General features: G+C 44.2%; 20 protein-coding genes. 6 read left to right on the top strand and 14 right to left on the bottom strand.

The window, feature by feature from the left end; genetic code table 11:
• The first annotated feature begins 1 nt into the window (after position 1).
• Genes NZ875_07090 through NZ875_07080 form a run of 3 tightly spaced genes read left to right on the top strand, consistent with a single transcriptional unit; the run spans position 2 to position 1,901 of the window.
• Entirely contained in the window at positions 2 to 601 is a 600-nt protein-coding gene (locus NZ875_07090; GenBank protein ID MCS7175503.1) for a flagellar basal body L-ring protein FlgH, read from the top strand.
• A gap of 10 nt (positions 602 to 611) precedes the next feature.
• Positions 612 to 1,601, top strand: a complete 990-nt coding sequence (locus tag NZ875_07085) for a flagellar basal body P-ring protein FlgI (protein MCS7175502.1) — start codon at positions 612 to 614, stop codon at positions 1,599 to 1,601.
• Positions 1,602 to 1,901 (top strand): hypothetical protein, encoded by a 300-nt coding sequence (locus tag NZ875_07080; protein ID MCS7175501.1) that lies wholly within the window; start codon positions 1,602 to 1,604, stop codon positions 1,899 to 1,901.
• On the opposite strand, the gene prfA is transcribed toward NZ875_07080, so the two are convergent.
• From prfA to NZ875_07010, 14 genes are all read right to left on the bottom strand, one after another.
• A complete protein-coding gene (prfA, locus tag NZ875_07075) occupies positions 1,893 to 2,945 on the bottom strand; it encodes a peptide chain release factor 1 (protein ID MCS7175500.1) in 1,053 nt (350 codons plus the stop codon). The genes NZ875_07080 and prfA overlap by 9 nt on opposite strands.
• Entirely contained in the window at positions 2,942 to 4,000 is a 1,059-nt protein-coding gene (locus NZ875_07070) for a type IV pilus twitching motility protein PilT (GenBank protein ID MCS7175499.1), read from the bottom strand. Before NZ875_07070 ends, prfA begins: the two co-directional genes overlap by 4 nt.
• Positions 4,000 to 6,732, bottom strand: coding sequence for an isoleucine--tRNA ligase (ileS, locus tag NZ875_07065; GenBank protein MCS7175498.1), 2,733 nt, complete (start codon positions 6,730 to 6,732; stop codon positions 4,000 to 4,002). Before ileS ends, NZ875_07070 begins: the two co-directional genes overlap by 1 nt.
• A gap of 13 nt (positions 6,733 to 6,745) precedes the next feature.
• Positions 6,746 to 7,105 carry a response regulator gene (locus NZ875_07060; protein ID MCS7175497.1) on the bottom strand — a complete coding sequence of 120 codons (360 nt, stop codon included), beginning with the start codon at positions 7,103 to 7,105 and terminating at the stop codon, positions 6,746 to 6,748.
• Positions 7,092 to 9,731 (bottom strand): ATP-binding protein, encoded by a 2,640-nt coding sequence (locus tag NZ875_07055; protein ID MCS7175496.1) that lies wholly within the window; start codon positions 9,729 to 9,731, stop codon positions 7,092 to 7,094. Before NZ875_07055 ends, NZ875_07060 begins: the two co-directional genes overlap by 14 nt.
• A gap of 17 nt (positions 9,732 to 9,748) precedes the next feature.
• Complete coding sequence (locus NZ875_07050; protein MCS7175495.1) at positions 9,749 to 10,201, bottom strand: Mut7-C RNAse domain-containing protein; 453 nt, start codon at positions 10,199 to 10,201, stop codon at positions 9,749 to 9,751.
• A 70-nt stretch (positions 10,202 to 10,271) separates the two neighbouring features.
• Complete coding sequence (locus tag NZ875_07045; protein ID MCS7175494.1) at positions 10,272 to 11,189, bottom strand: sugar phosphate isomerase/epimerase; 918 nt, start codon at positions 11,187 to 11,189, stop codon at positions 10,272 to 10,274.
• A gap of 48 nt (positions 11,190 to 11,237) precedes the next feature.
• Complete coding sequence (locus tag NZ875_07040; protein ID MCS7175493.1) at positions 11,238 to 12,185, bottom strand: substrate-binding domain-containing protein; 948 nt, start codon at positions 12,183 to 12,185, stop codon at positions 11,238 to 11,240.
• A 36-nt stretch (positions 12,186 to 12,221) separates the two neighbouring features.
• Positions 12,222 to 13,130 carry an ABC transporter permease gene (locus NZ875_07035; protein ID MCS7175492.1) on the bottom strand — a complete coding sequence of 303 codons (909 nt, stop codon included), beginning with the start codon at positions 13,128 to 13,130 and terminating at the stop codon, positions 12,222 to 12,224.
• Between the two features lie 25 nt (positions 13,131 to 13,155).
• A complete protein-coding gene (locus NZ875_07030) occupies positions 13,156 to 14,655 on the bottom strand; it encodes a sugar ABC transporter ATP-binding protein (protein ID MCS7175491.1) in 1,500 nt (499 codons plus the stop codon).
• On the bottom strand, positions 14,652 to 15,683 hold the full coding sequence (locus tag NZ875_07025; protein ID MCS7175490.1) for a Gfo/Idh/MocA family oxidoreductase: 1,032 nt from the start codon (positions 15,681 to 15,683) through the stop codon (positions 14,652 to 14,654). The genes NZ875_07030 and NZ875_07025 overlap by 4 nt, the downstream gene beginning before the upstream one ends.
• Positions 15,684 to 15,695: 12 nt before the next feature.
• A complete protein-coding gene (locus NZ875_07020) occupies positions 15,696 to 16,325 on the bottom strand; it encodes a PIG-L family deacetylase (GenBank protein MCS7175489.1) in 630 nt (209 codons plus the stop codon).
• Complete coding sequence (locus NZ875_07015) at positions 16,322 to 17,314, bottom strand: LacI family transcriptional regulator (GenBank protein ID MCS7175488.1); 993 nt, start codon at positions 17,312 to 17,314, stop codon at positions 16,322 to 16,324. The genes NZ875_07020 and NZ875_07015 overlap by 4 nt, the downstream gene beginning before the upstream one ends.
• 504 nt (positions 17,315 to 17,818) lie before the next feature.
• Positions 17,819 to 18,919 carry a D-alanyl-D-alanine carboxypeptidase gene (locus tag NZ875_07010; protein ID MCS7175487.1) on the bottom strand — a complete coding sequence of 367 codons (1,101 nt, stop codon included), beginning with the start codon at positions 18,917 to 18,919 and terminating at the stop codon, positions 17,819 to 17,821.
• A gap of 247 nt (positions 18,920 to 19,166) precedes the next feature.
• On the opposite strand from NZ875_07010, the gene obgE reads away from it, so the two are divergent.
• Genes obgE through NZ875_06995 form a run of 3 tightly spaced genes read left to right on the top strand, consistent with a single transcriptional unit; the run spans position 19,167 to position 21,997 of the window.
• Positions 19,167 to 20,468 (top strand): GTPase ObgE, encoded by a 1,302-nt coding sequence (gene obgE, locus NZ875_07005; protein MCS7175486.1) that lies wholly within the window; start codon positions 19,167 to 19,169, stop codon positions 20,466 to 20,468.
• A complete protein-coding gene (nadD, locus tag NZ875_07000) occupies positions 20,452 to 21,048 on the top strand; it encodes a nicotinate (nicotinamide) nucleotide adenylyltransferase (GenBank protein MCS7175485.1) in 597 nt (198 codons plus the stop codon). The genes obgE and nadD overlap by 17 nt, the downstream gene beginning before the upstream one ends.
• The gene (locus NZ875_06995; protein ID MCS7175484.1) at positions 21,035 to 21,997 is read left to right on the top strand and encodes a tRNA-dihydrouridine synthase; all 963 of its coding nucleotides are present in this window, start codon (positions 21,035 to 21,037) and stop codon (positions 21,995 to 21,997) included. Before nadD ends, NZ875_06995 begins: the two co-directional genes overlap by 14 nt.
• Positions 21,998 to 22,003: the final 6 nt, after the last annotated feature.

Raw genomic sequence — 22,003 nt, 5'->3', positions numbered from 1 at the left:
TATGAGAAAGATATCAAAGATATCATTTTTGATGATCCTACTCACCACAATTTGCCTTGGTACATCGCTGTGGAACAACTCCAACAACAACCAGTTCAAGTACATCATTTCAGATAGGAAGGCGAGCAGGGTGGGCGATATAGTCACCATTGTGGTTCGAGAAAATCCCCAATTCAGTACTTCTAGCAGTTATGAATCTTTAGAGAAAGCCTTGATGAACCTGTTCATGGGAAGTGTTAAGAACATCACTAATTTCGATCTGTCCAAATTCATACCCATAAACAACAACACGGCAACTGATAGGAGCGCCAAAGCGAGCACGAATGTCGTCATGACTATGTCTGCTGTTGTGGTTGCCATCGAGAATGGAAATTTAGTCATCGAAGGGAGTCGTCAGCTCAAGGTGGGTAACCAGCTCAATGAAGTGATCATCAGGGGAACGGTGAGACCAGATGATATAGCCTCGAACAATACGGTCGATTCATCAAAGATAGCCAACTGTCAGATATGGGTGAACGGGCAATTGGTCTTCAGGCAGAAACCCAACGAACAATCTTGGCTAGATGTCTTTCTGTCGGCCATCGCAAGGTTCCTGCTGTGAGGTGGTGTGAGTGAGAAAAGTGTTCATCTTTTTGCTGACTTTGACAAGCTTGGTTTTTGGTTCAACCAGAATCAAAGATATCGCCACTTTCAGAGGAGCGAGGGACAATCAACTGTTCGGCTTGGGCATAGTTGTGGGTCTCAACGGTACAGGGGATTCCGGTAAGATAAACTCCAACTTGCTCAGCAACATAGCTAAAACGCTCGGTATAACGATGAACGTTGATGACCTCAGAACAAGAAACAGTGCTATGGTGATGGTGATCGCAGATATCCCTCCATTTTTTAAAGAAGGTATGAGACTAGATGTTGTCGTCGCTTCAATAGCGGATGCAAAATCTTTAGAGGGAGGTATCTTAGTACAAACGCCTCTCTTCGGTGCGGATGGAAATGTCTATGCAGTTGCACAGGGTAGCGTGAGTACCGGCGGGGTGGATGTAAAAGTCTCAGCGAATCTACAATCCAAATACAAGGTAGTTGGTTTTATCCCTTCTGGAGCGATAGTAGAAAAGGAAATACCCTTCGAATTCACTCAATCTAAGGCAGTCACACTCCTGCTCAAACGTCCTGACTTCACCACAGCCGCAAGAGTCGCACAAGCCATAAATACCACCTTCGATAGAAAATTGGCCAAGGCTATAGATGCTTCCACAGTGAAGATAGATATTCCTTCTGCCTTCGAAGACGATGTGATATCCTTTTTAGCCCTCGTCGAGGAAATAGAAGTTTCAGTGGATCAACCTGCGAGGGTTGTAGTGAATGAGAAAACAGGTACGGTTGTCTTTGGCGGCAACGTTAAAATCCTAGATTTCACACTCTCTTATGGGGTTTTCAATGTGACAATAAGGAACGGAAAACTATCCGAACAAGGAACGGAGGCTACGATTGGAGCGTTAGTCTCAGCACTGAAGAGCCTTGGGGCCACACCGCAAGATATCATAGCGATACTGCAGTCAATGCATAAAGCTGGTGTTCTACTAGCTGATTTGGTGGTGATGTGATTGGTTCAGAATACTTCTCTCATTTCAACTTCTTCCATCAACAGAAATTCCGACAAACTGTGGAACGCGTGTGCGGATTTTACTGCCACGATATTCTACGATGTTTTCAGAAAAATGTACGAATCGATACCGAAGTCGAATCTTTTCAAAAGGACCTTGGGTGAACAATGGTTTACGAACATGGTCCTATTCGAATATTCAAGGCAAGCTACGAGGAATGAACTAGCCTCTCTCACCGACATGATCTACAGGACGCTGGCAAAGAAAGTTTACGGTGAGGGTCGTAAGGCGTCAACTTAGTATTCTCTTTGCGTTCTCAATGAGTTCGAACTCCAGCAGTTTTGAGATTATCTCGTCCAAATCACCGTTGAGTATTTCTTTCAACCTGTAGCTAGTGTAATCGATCCTGTGGTCAGTAACACGGTTCTGTGGAAAGTTGTAAGTCCTGATTTTTTCACTTCTCTCTCCAGTTTTTATCTGACTCCTTCTCTGCTGGGACAACTCTTCTAGAATTTGTTCCTGTTTCAGCTGGAAGAGTTTGGCTCTGAGTATAGCGAGGGCTTTTTCTCTGTTTTGATGTTGAGATCTTTCACTTTGGCAACTCACCGTTATACCTGTAGGAATGTGCACAACTCTCACGGCAGATTCTGTCTTGTTCACGTACTGACCACCGTGCCCAGAAGCTTTGAAGGTGTCTATCTCCAAGTCTTTTGGATCGATCTGTACATCGATCGATGTCACTTCTGGGAGAATCGCCACCGTAGCGGTGGACGTGTGTATCCTTCCAGAAGATTCTGTCACTGGGATTCTCTGTACTCTGTGTACACCACTTTCCCACTTCAATTGCTTGTAGACAGACTTTCCGCGTATGAACAAAACTACTTCTTTGAAACCTCCCAAACCCGTGTCATGGAAGTCCGCAAGTTCTACCTCCCAACCCTTTCGTTCAGCATACCGTGCGTACATCCTGTACAAATCTGCAGCGAACAATGCGGCTTCTTCTCCTCCTGTGCCAGCTCTTATCTCCATAATGATGCTATCGTAGTCTTTACTTGGAAGAAGCAAAGAGATCAACTGGGATAATTTCTGCTCGTGCTCATGTTTCACCCTGATGAGTTCTCTCTCTGCAGAGCTATCTTCGAGCATTATCTCTTGCCAGAATTCGATTTCTTTTTCGATTTCTTCTAACTCTTCATAGAGTTGTACTATTTCCTCGAGCTTAGAATATTCTATAGAGAGTTTTTTCATCTCTTCAACATCTATGCTTGGCTCAGCGAGTTTGTGTTGTAATTTTTGCAATCTATCTTTTGCTTTTTCCACGAGGGATCGAACGAGTTCTTTCATCCTATCTTTCTCCTCACATCGTCAGGGTTACGACAGTACTCGTAAATTTGCGATTTGTCTATCAGTCCAGCGAAATAGGCCTTCAAAAGCGCGTCATCGAAGAGTATCATACCCTGTTTTGCACTCGCTTGCATGATCGATTCGATCTGGTGAAGTTTGTTCTCCCGTATGAGATTCTTTACAGCCGTTGTTCCGACGAGAATCTCTAAAATCGGTACGACACCTTTTCCTGAAGATTTTTTCAACAAACGCTGGTATATCACAGCAACGAGTGTATTGGCAAGTTGAAGTGCTATTTGTTTCTGCTGGTGTGCTGGAAAAACGTCTATAACTCTCTCAGGAGCACTCGCCGCACTGTTGGTGTGTATAGTGCTCAAAACTAAATGTCCCGTCTCGGCCGCCGTGAGTGCCAGTGCCATAGTCTCAAGGTCCCTCATTTCACCAACGAGTATGACGTCTGGATCTTGTCTCAAAGCATATTTCAATCCGTCGTAAAAACTGTTTGTGTCCTGACCGAGTTCCCTCTGATGGATAACAGATTTTTTGTTGGTGAAAATGTATTCGATGGGATCTTCGATCGTGATTATGTGGTATGGAAAGTTCTCGTTGATGTGATCTATCATGGCTGCCAACGTGGTCGATTTACCACTTCCGGTGGGACCAGCAACCAAGATCAAGCCAGAATCCTTCTGTACGAATTCTTTTAGTATCTCAGGTAATCCCAACTCGCTGAAAGTCCTGATCCTACTCGTGATCAACCTGAGTGCTAGGGCTGGATTCCTTCTCTCATGATAGAGATTGCCTCTGACCCTTATTTTGTCTTCGACACTGAAAGCAAAATCTATCTCCTTTTTGTCATCGTTCCTCGTCATGCCAAGCTTTTCAAACAGTTTTTGAACTGCATCAACTAAATCTTTAGCACTCACAACGCCGTGATGCTTCTGAACTTCCAAAAGCCCATCGATTCTGTATATAGGAGGAACCCCGACCGACAAATGGACATCGGAGGCACCTTTCGAGAACGCCTCCGAAATGAGGCTGTAGATATCGATCATTATCCCTCACCCTCGAGCACAGTCACACACCTTGGACAGATTCCGGGGAAACGACCATCGTTATTCGTGAGTGGGTGATACTTCCAACATCTTTCACACTTTTCTCCATCTGCTTTCTTGACGATCGCTTGAAGTTTTTCTCCAACTTTTTCAATCTCAACCTGCGAAACTATGAAGAATTCCTCCAGGATCTCTCTATACTTGTAAAGAAGTTCCAACAGTTTTTCATCCCCAGCTCTCAGTATGAGTTTCGCATCCAGAGAATGACCTATCATGTCAGCTTGTCTGGCTTCCTCGAGAGACTTCAATGCTGTGTTCCTCACTTCGAACAGATTCTCAAAATCTTTCATGAGTTCATGGTCCACCCATTCTTCTTTGTATTGTGGCCAGTCTTCAGCATGAATAGTTTCGAATCTTCTATCTTCTTCACACAAATATGAATAAGCTTCTTCGCAAGTGAAGGTGAGGATCGGTGAGAGCATCACCAACAAGGACTTGAGTATCTCCCTAAGAACGGTCTGGGCGGATCTCCTCTTCAAAGAATTCTTACCTTCCACGTACAACCTGTCTTTCACTATGTCCAGATAAACCGCACTCAGTTCAACAGAACAATACTTCACAAGTGTGTTGTAAACTCTGGAGATCTCATAACTCTCATAGCCATCTGTGACTGTCTTGATCACTTGCTGCAACCTTCCAAGAGCCCATTTATCGATTGGCAAGAGTTTTTCGTAAGGTACCACATCCCTTGGCGAAAAATCGTACAAATTACCCAGGAGATATCTGATCGTGTTTCTGATCTTCTTATAAACTTCTACTTGTTGCATAAGAATGTTGTAACTGATCCTTATGTCGTTGAAATAATCGCTACTCGCGAGCCACAACCTCAGCACGTCAGCACCATACTTCGAGCAAACTTCGAGTGGATCAACAACATTACCGAGGGACTTGCTCATTTTCTTTCCTTCTTCATCTTTAATGAACCCATGCGTCAGAACTGTTCTATACGGAGGCTGATCATGCTTAACAACCGACAATACCAACGACGAATTGAACCAACCTCTGTGCTGATCGCTTCCTTCAAGGTACATATCTGCAGGAAAGGCGAGCTCGGGTCTAGCGTTCAGCACCGCTTCAAACGAGGCTCCAGAATCTATCCAAACATCCAATGTGTCGTTGGTCTTCTCGAAAAGATTCGAACCACAACTTTTGCAAGTGTAGCCAGCTGGCAAGAGCTCACGTTCGTTCAACTCGAACCAGGCGTTCGTACCCCTTCGTCTCACAATCTGCGCGAAATGCCTTATCAGCTTCACATCCAAATTAACATAACCACAGGATTTGCATTTGAAAGCGGGAATCGGGATACCCCAAACTCTTTGTCTGGAAATACACCAATCTGGCCTTTCTTCGATCATCGCTGCGATCCTGTTCTTACCCCATTCGGGAATCCATGTGACCTTTTCTATTTGCTCTAAAAGTCTCTTTCTCAGATCGTTTTTATCTATAGAAATGAACCACTGCTCCGTTGCTCTGAAAATCACAGGGTTTTTACATCTCCAACAGTGCGGATAAGAGTGAATCGTTGTTGAGGCATGCAACAAAGCTCCAATATTCTTGAGATCTTCTATGATCAATTTGTTCGCTTCAAAGACATTCAATCCTTTGTACTTTCCAGCCTCTTCTGTGAAGCGACCTTTCTCATCAACGGGTGAAAGCACGTCGAGTCCGTACAGTTTATAACCATAATCGTAATCTTCCTCACCATGACCCGGTGCGATGTGGACACAACCTGTACCCGTCTCCATATCGACGAAGTCTGCTAGAATGACCTTTGATTTCCTCTCGAACAGAGGATTGAGAACGATCCTACCTTCAAGTGAACGACCACTGAATCTGTCGATCACCTCGTATTCTCTCAAACCTAATTGCTTCACAAACTGTTCTAACAACCTTTCGGCGACTATCCAAACCTCAGCGTTGACTTTCAACTTCACATATTTTTCCTCTGGATGTACAGCCACACCCGTGTTGCCTGGAAGTGTCCAAGGTGTGGTTGTCCAAATAACGATGTAATCATCCGAATCCTTCATTTTGAACTTCACATAGATAGATGGAGAAACATGGTCGTGATATTCTATCTCAGCCTGAGCCAGAGCAGTCCCGCACGTTAAACACCACAAAACAGGCTTCTTTTCTCTGTAGACGTATCCTTCTTCGACGAATTTTTCGAAAACTGTGTACACCCTATACTCGTATTCTGGATCCAATGTTGCATAATAATTATTCCAGTCACCTATGACACCAAGTCTTTGAAATTGGCGCTTCTGAATTTCTATCTGCTCTCTTGCAAATTTCTCACATTCGCTTCTGATCTCTTGGGGTGACATTCTCTCTGCTTTCTCTTTCAACATGCTAGTCACGCGATGTTCTATCGGTAAGCCATGTGTATCCCAACCAGGTACATATGGGGTACGAAAACCGCGTAGCGTTTTGTATCGAATGACCATGTCCTTCAAAATCTTGTTCATGGCTGTTCCTATGTGTATGGCACCGTTGGCATAGGGAGGACCGTCGTGCAGGATGAACGTAGGGCGGTTCTCACGTGTTTTCAAAATGTATCTATAAATGTCGATCTTTTTCCACTTCTCCAGTATGTTCGGTTCTTTCTCAACAAGGTTGGCTCGCATCGGAAAGGCTGTGTTGGGTAGGTTTAGAGTTTCTCTGTAGTCCAAAATCGGCACCTCCTCAAAGCTTCAGCAGTTCCTCAATTGTGTGCTTGAGTTCCGTCAAGTCAGCCGATTTGACTACATAAGCATCGGCTGCCCAAGAAGCCAAGTCATATTTGTAATGTGAATAAGCCGTCAGGAGTACGATCTTCAAACCCGGTCGATCTTTTCTCAATTGGCCAGCAACCTCGATACCATTCTTTCCTGGCATTTCAATGTCCAAAACGACGAGGTCGAACTTCTTTTTATCGAATTTTTCAAGGCATTCATCGCCATTTGCCGCAGTTTCCACCTCATAACCCTCGTCTGCGAGTTCTTCGCTCAAGAGCAATCTTATATTTTCCTCATCATCCACGATGAGTATTCTACCTTTTGGCATTCTCCTTTCCCCCTTTCAAAGGTATTTCGAATGAAAACTCCATACCATTGGCTTTCGGCTCGGCCCAGATTCTCCCACCGTGTTCATCTTCGATGATCTTTTTGCATATCGGTAAGCCTAGACCCGTTCCCTGAGTCTTGGTCGTGTAGAATGGTATGAAAATCTTTTTCAGCTCTTTATCCGAGAGAGGCTCACCAGTGTTGAAGACTGATGCAACGAGCTTATCGGCTTCAGAGAAACATTTCACCACGATTTTACCGCCTGGAGGTGAAGCCTCTATGGCATTTTGAACAAGATTTATGAGAACTCTCTTCAATTTTGAGCGATCTGCAATGATTTTTGGCACGTTCGAAAGCTTTGTTTCTATTATAACATTCGCCTTACTCGCCTTCTCTTGCATGATGTAGATGACTTCTTCAATGAGCTCGTTCATATCAAACTCTTTGAACTCCGTAACCACTGAAGGCCTACTGAACTCTAAAATTTCGTTCACGATTCTTTCAAGGTTCTCAACTTCTTTGGATATGACATTCAGATACTTTTCCACAGTCTCCGGATTCGAAAGGTTCTTTTTTGCCCTGTTGATGAACCCACCGATCACTGCTATAGGATTTCGAAGTTCGTGTGCCACACGAGCTGCGACTTCACCGAGTAACGCGAGCTTTTCCCTCTCCTTTCGCTCCTGTTCGAATTTCACTCGCTGCGATACATCCTCCAGAGTGACTATCACACCGACGATACTTCCGCCCGACGGATCCCAAAGCGGGGAATATTTCACATCGAGATAAAGCTCACCTTGAGAAGTTTCCAAGCGATATTCAGAAAGATTGACTGCCTCACGTTTCTCAAGAACAGTCATTGCGATTCCAAAAAGATCTTGAAATACTGGTCCAAGCTCAAGGTAATGTTCTCCAACGAGCCTTTCACTCGGTAAACCCACTATGTGGGAAAACATCCTGTTACACTGAAGAATATGACCATTTTTGTCAAATACCACAACGGCTGTGGAGAGATTCTGAAGAATGTTCTCCGTGAATCTGTGAAGATAATCTATCATGTTCTTCTGCTTTTCGAGACTTTCAGTTTTTTTCCTCAGCTCCTCGTAGTTCATCACGTTCTCTATAGCAAGTCCAGCACTGTCCGCGACGATTTTTAGAACTTCAATATCTACATCGCTCACAGACCTTCTCGTGAACTTGTTGTCAAGGATCAGAACACCTATAGTGTCCCAACGACCAACCAACGGCACCACGAGGAATTCATCCACACCCAACAGGTTCACAAGATCACGCACGGCCGAACCAAAACTTTCTATCAACGACGGAGTCACTTGAATCAGTCTTCTGCGTACTACCACTCTCTCGAGTATGGGATGATCTTTGTAGTGAAACATCTTTCCTTCTATAAGTTTGGTTAAACCTCCACTCGAATCAAGCATGAGCGCTTCCTCACGCAAATATTGGGAAAAATCACCGTAACTGACCGCACGTCTTTCCGCTTCCTTCCATATCGCTTCTATATCTTCATCTTCCTTCGGTCCTATCCACATCTTTCCGACGAGTGTGTCCGTTTTCCTATCTCTTATCAGAAGTAAAGCCCTATTGAAAGCAAAACCTCTACCCGAGGTCAGACCCAACAGCAACGTCTTGTACACATTCACAAGATCGTAGCTGGATCTCATGGCATTACTCAAGCTGTGAACAAGATCCATCTTCCTGAGGTACTCTTGCTGTTGTTGTATGAGTTTCTCGTACTCCTTGGTGTGCATGATCAGCCTTTCAATGCGATCACGAAGATCTTGTTGATACTCAATCCTAGTGTACGCTAAACAAAATCTCTTCACCATATCTTCGAGAGTCATCAAATCAAGCTCGTCGAAACTGTATCTGCTGCGATAACCACTTGGTGCAATCTTGTTTATCGCAACGAAAATGCCAAAAATGTTTTCCTCTAATCTTGCCACACTCGCCACGACAGATTTCACCTTGATCCCCAGAAAGTCTAGTTGCGTCTTCGTCAATATGATCCCGCCCGTTGACCTTTCTACCTTCACGATGAAGTTGTGATTCATAGGTAACTTATCGTAGATCAACTGATCTTTGCTCATACCGTCCGCATCTTTGAATACGTAACCTTGCTCTGTACGAAGCAAATACAGAACTACTTCTGCGTTCAGTGCTTTTTTCATTATAGAAAGGGTGCCTTTGAGTAAACCGTCCGGCTCACTGGCACTGTAGAACACGTCGGTCAATTCTCCCAGCAGTTCGTATTTCCTGGCTTTCTCGTGCATTGAAACGATTCTTTCCGCCACCCAAAGAGTTTTTGCCAGTTCACTCAGTATGCTCGGCATCATTTCAGGCTTTTGTGGTCGTTTCAGAACTAGTGCGCCGACGATCCTCGCACCATGCTCGAGAAAGAAATTACCTTCAAATTTTTCAAGCTCGTCCCGGCTCAATTTCAGTTGGCCCACCTTTTCTTGGTTGTGAGTGGATCCAACCAGTCTGAACAGCGATTTATATTCTTCAAAGAGGAACATATCGCAAGATTCTGCTTGCGCCTCTTCACACAGCAAATTGACAAGCTTGTTCATTGCGTGACTTTCATAACCTTTTTCGAGAAATTCCATGACAAGATCGAAGAACCTCAGAGTCCCAACCTCCTGAAAGTCTCCTCGGCGTGCTCCACATGTGAACCTGCCCAGTACACTCTGCCACACGCAGGGCAAAGATAGAAATCTTTGCACGTTTGTTGAACGTAAAATGGTACTTTCTTTTTGATCTCCTCTTCATTGGCATTGATGAGTTCAACGTTGCACAGGCTACATCTGCTCATTCTCTTTGAACTTTTCAAATCAATTTTCTTCGACAATTCCACTAGTTGTTGCCTCCAATCGTCCGAAGCTACGTAGAGACATCTTATACCTTGTTCCACTGCTTTCCTGAGCAATTCTCTATCTTTAGTTATCAAAATCCTTCCGGTCTCTTTGCAAAGTTGCATTATTTCTTCCTCACACATGTGTGAGGAATAAACTGTATCGAAACCAAGTAATCTGAGTTTTTTCGCGAGTTTTCCCAACATTCTGTCAACGAAGAACATAATTTACCACTCAAAAACATTCTACAACGAAAAAACCCTCCCGAAGGAGGGCAAAAAGATCTGTTTTCACTCAAACGAACTTCTTAAGAAAATGCAACCCCATCAAAAGACCTTTTTTCGATTTCTCCAGATCTCCACCCCACACTGGATCTTCGTGTTCTATACTCACGACGAAGTCGTACCCCACTTTCTTGAGGTTTGTGATGAAACTCGACCAATCGATCTCTCCAAAACCGGGCAATCTATAAACCCACCAACTCTTTCCGTGTGCGTTGGTACCATAGTGACCAAAGATACTTTGCTCGTGAAGTATGTTTCTCTTTAATTCCACGTCTTTCGCGTGCACATGGAAGATCCTACTAGCGAATTCTTCCACCACCTTCAGATAATCTATGCCCAACCAATACAGATGCGATGGATCGAGGTTGATTCCAAAAGAATCGGGTGTGATCCTGAATATTTCTCTCCAAAGTTCCGGTGAGTAGAAGATATTGCCTATCCTTTCTTCAGCTTGCCAACCAACCATCGGACAATTTTCTATCATTAATCTTACGTTCTTGCTTTCCGCGTAAGCTATCAAAGGTTTGAAGACCTTCTCAAACTCTTTCAAGTTTTCTTCAACACTCTTGGTGATATCTCTCCCTATGAAAGTGCCTACGAGCTCTACACCAAGAAAATGTGCTGCGTCTATAACTTTTTTGAGATGCTGATTGACTCTCGCTCTTTTTTCAAGGTTTGCATCCAAATTGTTGTCGTAGTAAGCCAAAGATGACACGGTGAGACCATGTTTTTCAAAGAGAGCTTTCACACGTTCTGCTTCCTTTTTATCAAACTTTTCAACATCTATCGTCGTGGAGGAAAAGTCTCTTTCATTGATGAGAGGCCAGGTCGCGATCTCTAACGTTTCAAAACCCACCTTACTCGACCATTCAACGATCTCTTCAAGCTTAGTGTTACCCATTGCCACAGTTAAGAAACCTATCTTCATTCGAACACCTCCAAACAACTGAGGCGGGCAGTTGCCCGCCTCAACTTTTTAGAACACTGAATCTGGGAAGTAGTAGTCTTTCGCATTCTGTCTCGTGACAGTTTCTGTGGAGAGTATTATCTTTCTCGGAATTCCTTTCTGGTAGAATCCATTCAAAGATTGACCTCTCAATGCCATGACCGCAAGATTGATGGCTGTAGCGATCATGTTCGGTGGGTAAGTGAAGTTAACCTCGATCAGTGGATGACCATCCATGATCATTTTAACGATATTCTTTTCACAAGCACCACCCACCAAAACGATGTTCTTATCCCTTCCGGCTTGTCTGAGTGCGATGAGCACACCATGGAGCATGTCATCGTCTCCAGTCCAGACTGCATCGATCTGTGGGAATTTTGTCAACAGCGTCTGCATAACCTCGAAAGCTTTCTCTCTGGACCAATAACCTGGTTGCTCAGCGATGATCTTGATATCTGGATAAGGTGCGATCGCATCCTTGAACGCCTTGACTCTTTCATCGTCGATCGTGGAAGGGATGCCCCTTATAACGACGACATTGCCTTTACCTTTCAGCTTTTCAGCGATGTATTTACCTGCTAGATAACCGTACATGTAGTTATCACCAGCGATATAAACGTTGTACTCTTCGGAGACGATGCCCCTATCAACTATCACCGTGAAAATACCTTGTCTGAACGCTTGAACGCAGATCGGTGTGAGTGGTGCGGACTCGTATGGGTTGATCACCAAAGCGTTGATTCCACGCGCTAAGAGTGCTTGAACTTGAGCAATTTGTTCGCTCGGTTCTCTCGCCGTCACCAAGTAGAACTCTAAATCTGGATCTTTCTGGTACTGCTTGATGGCGTACTGTGCCCACCAGACCATACCACCAGTCCAACCGTGATCGGCCGCCGGTATAGCGACTCCGATCTTGAACTTTGCGGCGAAGCTCAAGAGTGTCATGACGATCATCAATACAACCAGAAACCTCTTCATACAAACACCTCCCTTTCTTTCCCCCTCACGGGGTGATCATTTTCTGATGTTCTGAAGTAAAACCGCCGCGATGATGATGAGCCCTTTCACCATACCTTGGAGATATACCGCGACGTTCAGCATCACCAACATGTTGTTCACGACACCTAAGATCAACGCTCCAAAGAAAGTACCAAAGATCGTACCTTTACCTCCACTCAAACTCGTTCCTCCGATCACGGCCGCCGCGATCGCATCCAACTCAAAACCTGATCCAGTGGATGAGGAACTCACCGATGCCATCATCGAAGAGAGTAAAACTGCCGATGTGACCACCGAAACGCCACTGATAACGTAAGTGATCGTCCTGATCAAATCCACTTTTATCGCTGAATAAACGGCTGCCGTTTCGTTCGCACCGACTGCGTACACGTACCTACCGAACCTTGTCCTGTCCAACACTATGTGAGCCAGGATGGCATAAACAATGAACACAACCATCGGCAATGGCAATCCTGCAATGAATTTCATTCCAAAACTCGAGAAGGTTCGAGAAAAGCTCATGTACACTCCGCCGTTGGCGAAATTCAAAACCAAAGATCTGTATATCGCCATGCCTCCAAGCGTCGTTATGAACGCTGGAATCTTTCCTTTGGTTGTCAAAAGTCCCATACCTAAACCAAGTAGCGCACCGAGCCCATAAGTGAGAAGGATCGAAACAAGGGTTGAACCAAGATTATCGCCGAGTTTATTACTCGTGGTGATCGCAAAAGCCCCCATCAGTGCGAGCATTGATCCGACCGAAAGATCTATTCCACCGGCGATCATGACGAAGGTGATACCTATCGCGATGATGCCTACATACGATGTTTGCCAGAAGATATTGAGAATGTTCCTCGGTTTGAGGAAAGCAGGTGTAATGATCCCTGAAAACACCATCAAACCGAGTAGTACAAAGACTATCATGTATTTCGAAATGATGCTTTTGAATTTAATACACACCAACCTCCTTCACACCGGTTGCATGGTAAATCAGTTCTTTCTCAGTCAGTTCTTCACCAGCCACTTCGGCAACGATCTCACCACTTCTCATGATCAAAACTCTGTTGCAAAGTCCTATAACTTCAGGTAAATCTGAAGACACAACGACAAAGCTACAACCGAGCTCTTTGATCATGTTGTGCATGATCTCATAAATTTGGTGCCTCGCGTTGACATCTACACCTCGTGTTGGCTCGTCGAAGAGGAAGATCCTTGCCCCCGTTTCAACCAACTTGGATATGACGACTTTCTGTTGATTACCACCGCTCAGTGTTCCGGCCGTTTGCCATGGACTTTGTACTTTGATCTTGAATCTTTTCTCATAATTTTTGAAAGCACTAATTTCATACTTCGTTTTCAAGAGGAGTTTGGAAAACTTTTCTAAAGACATCATCGTAGTGTTTTTGAAGGCCTCCAAAACCGAGATGATTCCTGCTTTTTTTCTATCCTCTGGAAGATAAACCAACCCAAATCTTTTTGCCGTTTTGGGATCTTTAATTTCTACTTTCTTACCAAACAGATGTATCTCGCCCGATAAAACTTTCCTGATACCAACCAAGGCTTCCATGAGTTCCGTTCTGCCTGAGCCTACTAGGCCATAGAAACCCAGTATTTCACCTTTATAAAGCTCAAAACTTGCTTTCTTAACTCTGCCGTCCTCAGTTGAAAGATCCTTCACCTGAAGGACTACCTCGCGGTCGGGGATGGGTTTGCTCGGAAACATCTCGTCCAACTTTCGACCAACCATGAGCTCCGCTATTTGCTTTTCAGTGAGGTTCTGCAACTCTCCTTGATAAACTTTTCTCCCGTCCCGTAGCACGATCAGTTCCTCAGCGATTTGGCGAACTTCCTTGAGTCTGTGGGAAATGAATATGACCGTTATACCGTGCTGCTTCATGTTTCTCATTATTTGAAAGAGCTTCAACACTTCCTCATCCGTTAAAGATGATGTTGGCTCATCCATGATGAGTACTTTCACCCTCTTCGATATGGCTTTGATGATCTCCACCATTTGCTTCTGAGCTGGGGAAAGTTGGAAGACGAAAGCTGTGGGATCTATAGACAGCTCGAGCTGCGATATTAAACGCTTGGTTTCTTCTATCATGGCTTTCTTGGAAATGAAAAATCCTTTCCTGATCTCATCACCGAGAAAGATGTTCTCGTAAACTCTCAAGCCTTCGACGAGATTCAGCTCCTGCGGTATCAAGATGATCCCCAATGACTTGGCCTTCAACGGATTGAGTAGGACTCTATTTCCCTCAAAATAAACTTCACCTTCGGTCGGATGAAGAAAACCCGATAAGATTCTCATCAGCGTTGACTTTCCGGCACCGTTCTCACCGACTAGGCCGTATATCCTCGCCGGTGAAAAGTCCACATCAACGTTATGAAGAACTCTCACACCAGAAAAGTCCATGCAAATGTTTCTCGCTGAAAGAATCACACTCATTCGATGCTCACTACCTGTCCTTTCTTATAAGATTCGAATATTTTCTCGACAACTTTCACCGCGATGTACCCATCTTCTGGCTTAACGATAGGTTCTTCTAGCCCCAGACACACTTTAGCGAAATGATCGATGATGGGCATCTTCCAGTAAGGATCTTCATTAGTGAATAGAGGTTTTAGAACTATTTCTCCGTGCATTCTGAAAGGTCTGTCGAGATAGATATCGATCTTCGTTGGATCGGTTTGTCCAACCTTCATTGTGCCTTTCTCTCCGTAGACAACAAAGTAGTTCTCTTCGAGCCCCTTAGTTATCCAGTTAGAATCGAGTGTGGCCAAGGCTGAGTTCGAAAGTTTCAAAACCGCACTCGCGACATCTTCCACTGAGGCACGTTTTTCAAGTGTCGCGGTTAGGCCAACACACTGCACAATGTCTAGTCCCGTGATGTACCTGATCAAATCTACCTTGTGTACCCCCAGATCTCCCAAAGCACCGAACATGGCCACATCTTTATTGAAGAACCACGCGGCATTCGGCGACCAATTCTCTGGTCCCGCATGACCAAACATCGTCTTGACGAGTCTTATTTCACCGAGTATGCCAGACTGAACCACCTCCTTAGCTCTTTGATGGTGTGGAAAAAATCTTTGTGAATGGTTCACCATCAAAACTTTTTTGCTTTTCTTCGCTGCTTCGATCATCTTTAAAGCCTCTTGAGAATTAGTAGCCATAGGCTTTTCAACAAGCACGTTCCTACCACTCTCTAAAGCAGCGATAGAAATCTCCGCGTGCAAAGTATTCGGAACCGCAACGATCACAGCATCCATACTTTCTTTTTGAAACATCTCTCGGTAGTCAACATAGAAATTGATACGGTGACTTTCCAACTTCTTCTTGAAGTACTCGAGTCTCTGCGGATTAGGATCAGCTATGGCCACAAGCTCTGCATACTCTGAGAGGAGTGTGTTTGGAACATGGAGTACCTCAGCGATTTTTCCAGCGCCCACGATACCAACTTTTAATTTCTTCATCGAAGCACCTCCTCAAAGTTTTGAAAGGTCCAAAAGCTTCTTCCTGCACGGTGATAATGGAAATCTAGAACCTAGATGCTTGAACACCTCGGCATAAGGACAACCAATTTGAATACCCCTAAAGCCTGCAGGGAAAATGATCGAAGGCATTATTTCTTTCTCGAAGACCTCCTCTTTGAAAGCACTTTTCATCATTTCTATAGCCTTTCTCTTGTACTCATAAGAACTCGTCACATCCACTGCCACATCGAACTGAAAATCCTGACTTGAAGCTGGTATTTCGAAAAGATAGATCTCCTTTTCAAACTTCCTAGCCAGTTTGATGGTGTGCTTCGAAACTACTTCGTGATCGTACAATATCTCGGAATACCAGTGGGTAAAAACGATGTCTGGATTGAGTTTTTTCATCAACTCTTCGAGCCGTTTGAAAAAGTCCTCTTCATCTATCTGAGCGTAAGAAAAATCGAAATACACAGGTTCAGCGCTGAGCAATTCAATCGCTTCAGTGTAACCTTCTATCCTATCACCGCAAACACTCAAAACCGTGACACTGTTGCCGAGTTTTGACAGCTCCCGTATGGTACCACCGACCCCTATGATTGGATCGTCGCTGTGGGCTCCAACGATGAGAATTTTTTTCATGATTCACCCCTCAAACTTGACTGCCTCACGACTAACCTTGGAGCGAACACGTAACGTTTGACCTTTGAGTTTCCTTTGATGAGTTCGAACAACAATTTCGCAGCCACTTCACCCATTTCTTCCACAGGTTGATGTATCGAACTCAACGGTGGATTCACCACCTCACAGAGTTCTTCATCGTTGTCGAAACCTATGACGGCCACGTCTTGTGGTATTCTCAATCCTTTTTCTTTGATAGCTCTCATGGCACCTATGGCCACAAGATCGTTCATGCAAAAAACCCCATCCAACTTTTCTCCTGTTTCGATCAACCGCTTCATACCCTGATAACCCGCTGACTCGTTATAACCTACAGGTTGAACCAAAGGCTTTAGACCCGCCTCCTTCATGGCTGATTCATAACCCCGAGCACGTTCTAAGGAAACATAAAGTTCATGGGTTCCACCCAGATGCACGATATTTTTACAACCGTTTTCGATCAAATGCTTCGTCGCCATGTACGCGCCATAGTTGTTGTCCAAAACTATAGAAACAACGTTCTCCAACTCATAGTACTTGTCGAACACGACTACGGGAATGTAGTTCGAAATTTCCTCCACCAAGTCATCGTTCACGCGAGAGTTGCCTATGATGATCCCATTTATACCGAAAAACCTCGCATTGCGTATGAGTTTCTCTTCTCTATCAAGGTTTCTGAACGAATCCATGAGGATGACCAGCGTATCTTCCCCACAAGCTTTTTGAACCCCACGCGTTAGTCTTGCAAAAAATGGGTTGATGATGTCTGGCACGATCAAACCTATAGTCAAAATCTTTGTCCTCCGAGCCATCGTTCGAGCGTGGTAGTTTGGCGTGTAGCCGAGTTGCCTCGCTATTTTCAGTATCTCTTTCCTTTTCGCCTCGCTCACGCGACCTTTTCCATTGAGCACCTTGGAAACTGTCGAGATCGAAACGTTGGCCAAATTTGCCACATCTTTCAGACTAGCCAACGATCATTCTCCTTTTCTAATGAGAGGTCTAACGTTTTCTCAATATGTTCATCAACAATATACCAATTTTTCTCAGATTACACAAATCCCACTTTTGCCAATCATTCGTAAGATTCAAATGATTTGCGTTGTTTTTCATTTTTATGGCTCGTTTTCTCACCTAATCGAAAGATTTCTTAAAATTTCTTGCAATTTCAATTCAAACGTAGTGCGAACATTGAAAGAAATTCGCGTTAAAAGCTGATCACATGAGAAGATACTCATTGTCGAATCTTCTGTGCAAACAGTTTTTCAATGCAAGCTTTGATCGCGTTATGGTAACAAAATTGGTGCAATGGGGTGTTTATGGATCTCAAGTGAGGAGTATCAAAAACTTGACAAACAATGAACCAAAAACCTCAACACGAGTTTTTAAAAAGTGTATTTTTCACCTTTCGTAAACAGGGTTACTTTAAAAGCTAAGCAGCGGCTAGGTCAACTTTTGTTCAAGGTATGATCGAGTGATCAATAATTATCACACACCCACCTGACGATCGAATCTATCTGATCTTTAGGATATTGACCAGAATAGTTGTTCACAAATATTGCGAAAGCCACTTTCCTGTCAAACTTGGTGATAGCAACTCCTGCTAAGGAAGCACAGTATGCCAAGGTACCTGTTTTACCATACACTTGATAACCTGCTAATCTCTTCGCCAAGGTACCATCTTTTCCAGCCACGGCCAGCGTGGAGATGAACCCATTCAAGCCACCACATTTCTTGTAAGCGTATTCGAGCAACTTCACTGTCATGTATGGGCTTACAAGGTTGTACATCGAAAGACCACAACCGTCAGCAAAATTGCGTGGATAATCTTCTCCAACGATTTTATCTACCAACTGATTCAGTGCTTTCACAGCGTTTGCGTTACTACCAATTCCAAAGAGCTTCAATCCAACCGTTCTGAATATTTGTTCCGCGTAAGAGTTATGACTGACTTTGTTTGCAACGCGTATCAATTCCTTTAAAGGTTGTGAGCGTATGGTTATGAATTCCTCAAATATTTCTGGTTCGAGCCTTCCGACCTTCACGCTCTGCAACTGTATGTCAAAACGTTGCAGCGTTTCTCTCACCATCTCTCCTGCATAGAGTGCTACTTCGTCCTCATTGTATGGATTGAAGCCATGCACTCTGTTTTGAACGATCAATGCATCAACGTGGGGATTATCGTTCAAATCCCATGGCCATCTCGTAGACCACCTCTCTTTGTTGAAAGCGGTGTTGTCGATCACCAAGTTGCCTTCTACCCTTTGAAAGCCATCTTCCTTGAATTTGACCAAATGCTTTTCGAGTACAACATGGTTCAGTGAAGGATCTCCGCTACCTTTTATCACGATATCTCCTTTCACACATGGAGGTTGTGAACCCTTAGGAATATAAATCTTCGTTTCGTACTTGAAATCTTCTCCGAGAACCTCCCAAGCCAGCAAAGTTGAAAAGAGTTTCATGACCGAAGCTGGTATGAATAGTTTGTGTTCGTTGTAATTCAGAATGACTTCTCCGCTTTCCAAGTCCACAAAGTAAATTCCTAAATGTGCAGTTCGAATTGTTTTGTCATTTCTCATGGCATCAATAAAGTCACGAGAGGAATCGAAAAAAGTCGAAGAAAAAATTGTGGCAGGAATTAAAAGAAAACAAAATAATTTCAGCATGAAATCACCCCTCCTACGGTTTCAATCATTATCAATGAATAGTATAAATTTAGGGCTTAGAGAATCCTCGAAAGGGTTTATTGACAGATGGAATCAATCTTTAATCCCTCTCTACCTTTGTCTTCGAAATTGTGCTAGTCTAAATCAAAGGGTGAGGAACTTGGAAAGGGAAGATTTCGTTGATCGTGTGAAGATATTCGTGAAAGCTGGAGACGGTGGAAATGGAGCGGTGAGCTTCCGCAGGGAAAAGTATGTGCCACACGGAGGACCGGACGGCGGCGATGGAGGCGATGGAGGCTTCGTCATCTTGAGAGCCGATGCCAGCTTCTCGACACTTCTCAGATTCAAACATCAAAAGAAATTCGTCGCAGAAAACGGACAGCACGGTAAAGGGAAAAAACAGGCCGGTAAGAACGGTGAAGATCTGATCATAGATGTTCCGGTCGGCACCGTGGTGAGAGACTTGCAAACTGGTGAGATTTTAGCGGATCTCGATAGGCACGGCATGATGGTTTGTGTCGCACGGGGGGGTAAAGGCGGTAGGGGTAATGTTCACTTTGCAACCAGCACTCTGAGAGCCCCGAGGATCGCGGAGTCTGGAGAGAAAGGTGAAGAAAGATGGATAGAACTTGAGTTGAAACTGCTCGCCGATGCAGGATTGGTCGGACTTCCAAACGTTGGTAAATCCTCACTCATCGCGGCAATGAGCAATGCCAGGCCAAAGATCGCTGACTATCCTTTCACCACACTCATACCGAACCTAGGAGTTGTACGGATTGGAAACGAGATAGAATACGTCCTTGCTGACATCCCCGGACTGATCGAGGGGGCACACAAAGGTAGTGGACTTGGAAACCTGTTTTTGAGGCACATCGAAAGATGCAGTGTTCTTGTACACGTGATAGATATAGCGAGCGTCGAGGGTAGAGATTTTTTGAAGGATCACGATGTGATCGTGCAAGAGCTAGAAAAATACAGTCCAGAATTGTTGAAAAAACCCCAACTCTTAGTCGCAAACAAGATAGACTTACTCGATGAAAAAGAACTGCACGAAAGACTCGAGAGATTGAAACGTCACACCGGTAAAGAACCGATAGCAGTTTCTGCGCTCACGAAGCAAAACATAGATATTTTGAAAGCCAAGATAGCAGAACACGTTGGTGAGAGCAAATTGAAGATGAAAATGCTTCCAGCTCCAGCTTTTGAGAAACCTAAACCGGTCAAAACAAGACTCGAACTCAAGTTCGACTTTGAAATTGTCAGAACGAAAGAAGGGTTCATCGTGAAAGGTGAGCAAGTTGAAGCCTGGCTCAAACGTTATTCGTTACAATACAAAGATGCGTTGGCAAGATTTCTGGAAGTGTTGGAAAGGAATGGTTTGAGTGAGAAACTGAAGCAAGCTGGAGCGAAGGAAGGAGATACGGTCTGGATTGGAGGTTATGACTTTGAATATCACGAATAGAATAGGCATCTTTGGTGGCACCTTCAGTCCCCCACACGTAGGTCATTTGATCGTGACACAGTATGCGATGGAACTTTTACAGCTCGAATTACTCTACATCGTGCCGACTTATAAACCTCCTCACAGATCTGACGACGTGGCACCGTTCGAGCTGAGGTTCGAATGGTGTAAGAAAACTTTCGATTTGAATAACGTCGTAGTGAGCGATTATGAAAAGGTCAGGGGAGATGTCTCTTATTCCCTCTACACAGTGAACCACTTTGCGAGCAAGCACTCGTGCAAACCATATTTCATCGTTGGTGAAGATGCTTTGAGTTATATCGAAACTTGGTACAGATATGTAGATTTGCTCAACTCATGTCACTTCGTCGTTTATCCAAGATACTGTGGAAAACCTTACCACGAAAGGGCAAAAACCGTTTTGAATGATCTGTTTGAAAGAATCATTTTCCTTCAGGCTCCGTTGATCGAACTTTCCGCAACCGAGATAAGAAAACGTGCACGACAGGGCAAAAGTATAAAAGGTATGGTCGTTGCACAAATAGAAGAATCCGTCGCGAGTTACTATGGCGAAGTTTAGTTATCCAGGCTCTGTAGGTCTCGCGCCCATGGCTGGCATAACGGATAAGGCTTTCAGAACTGTGTGTAGATTGTGGGGCGCACAGTTCTTTTTCACCGAAATGATCAGCGCCGAAAGTGTTTTACTGCAACTCACCGTTGTCGAAAGAATGCTTCCTTCAGTCGATGAAAAGGACACGGCCGTTCAACTCTACGGATCTGAACCAAGAAAACTCGCCCTCGCTGCCAAGAAGATTCAACATCGTGCCAGTTGGATCGATTTGAATGCCGCGTGTCCTGTGAAGAAGGTGGTTAAAAAGAATGCCGGTGCCGCGTTGCTGAGAGATCTAAATCGACTCGGAGACATCGTCAAAGCCATGAAAGATGCTTGTGAAAAACCTGTGACAGTGAAAGTGAGACTTGGTTTTGAAAAGAACGAACTTGAAAAGATCATGGAAACTTTGATTTTTACTGGGGTGGATGGTGTGGAAGTTCATGGAAGAACAGCCGTTCAGATGTACTCTGGTAAAGCCGAATGGAACCTACAACTCGATAAATGGAACGTACCCACTGCGATCAGTGGCGATCTTTTCACAGTTGAAGATATCAAAAAAGCACTCGAAATTTCGAAATCGAAGGCTGCCATCGTGGCCAGGGGTGTTTTGAGAAAACCTTGGATATTCTTCGAAATCCAACATGGAAGTGAACCTAGCTTTGAGGAGATAAGAGATATGTTTCTTTTCCATACAAGGATGCTGAGAGAACAAGAAGGAGAGAAGTCTTTCTACAAACTCAGGCAGTTCGTGATGGGGTACACACATGGTTTTGCGAACGCAAGGAAATTCAGAGAAGCTTTCATGAAACTTGAAAAATTCGAGTCTATAGAACGCGCTATTCAGGAATTTTTTAATCACTTTCTAATGAACGCGGGGGAAAATATGAGCGTCAAAGAAGATGGAGCCAAAGCTTGATTCGAG

The organism is Pseudothermotoga sp., assembly GCA_025060105.1.
Taxonomy (GTDB): Bacteria; Thermotogota; Thermotogae; order Thermotogales; family DSM-5069; genus Pseudothermotoga_A.
Note: the sequence above shows the minus strand (reverse complement) of the source record. Positions and strands in the feature narration are given on the sequence as shown.

Coding starts and splice junctions, on each gene's coding strand:
- NZ875_07090 (MCS7175503.1), top strand. CDS start 2: ATGAGAAAGATATCAAAGATATCATTTTTGATGATCCTACTCACCACA.
- prfA (MCS7175500.1), bottom strand. CDS start 2,945: ATGAAAGAACTCGTTCGATCCCTCGTGGAAAAAGCAAAAGATAGATTG.
- NZ875_07070 (MCS7175499.1), bottom strand. CDS start 4,000: ATGATCGATATCTACAGCCTCATTTCGGAGGCGTTCTCGAAAGGTGCC.
- NZ875_07060 (MCS7175497.1), bottom strand. CDS start 7,105: ATGCCAAAAGGTAGAATACTCATCGTGGATGATGAGGAAAATATAAGA.
- NZ875_07055 (MCS7175496.1), bottom strand. CDS start 9,731: ATGGAATTTCTCGAAAAAGGTTATGAAAGTCACGCAATGAACAAGCTT.
- NZ875_07050 (MCS7175495.1), bottom strand. CDS start 10,201: ATGTTCTTCGTTGACAGAATGTTGGGAAAACTCGCGAAAAAACTCAGA.
- NZ875_07045 (MCS7175494.1), bottom strand. CDS start 11,189: ATGAAGATAGGTTTCTTAACTGTGGCAATGGGTAACACTAAGCTTGAA.
- NZ875_07040 (MCS7175493.1), bottom strand. CDS start 12,185: ATGAAGAGGTTTCTGGTTGTATTGATGATCGTCATGACACTCTTGAGC.
- NZ875_07035 (MCS7175492.1), bottom strand. CDS start 13,130: ATGATAGTCTTTGTACTACTCGGTTTGATGGTGTTTTCAGGGATCATT.
- NZ875_07030 (MCS7175491.1), bottom strand. CDS start 14,655: ATGAGTGTGATTCTTTCAGCGAGAAACATTTGCATGGACTTTTCTGGT.
- NZ875_07025 (MCS7175490.1), bottom strand. CDS start 15,683: ATGAAGAAATTAAAAGTTGGTATCGTGGGCGCTGGAAAAATCGCTGAG.
- NZ875_07020 (MCS7175489.1), bottom strand. CDS start 16,325: ATGAAAAAAATTCTCATCGTTGGAGCCCACAGCGACGATCCAATCATA.
- NZ875_07010 (MCS7175487.1), bottom strand. CDS start 18,919: ATGAGAAATGACAAAACAATTCGAACTGCACATTTAGGAATTTACTTT.
- NZ875_06995 (MCS7175484.1), top strand. CDS start 21,035: ATGGCGAAGTTTAGTTATCCAGGCTCTGTAGGTCTCGCGCCCATGGCT.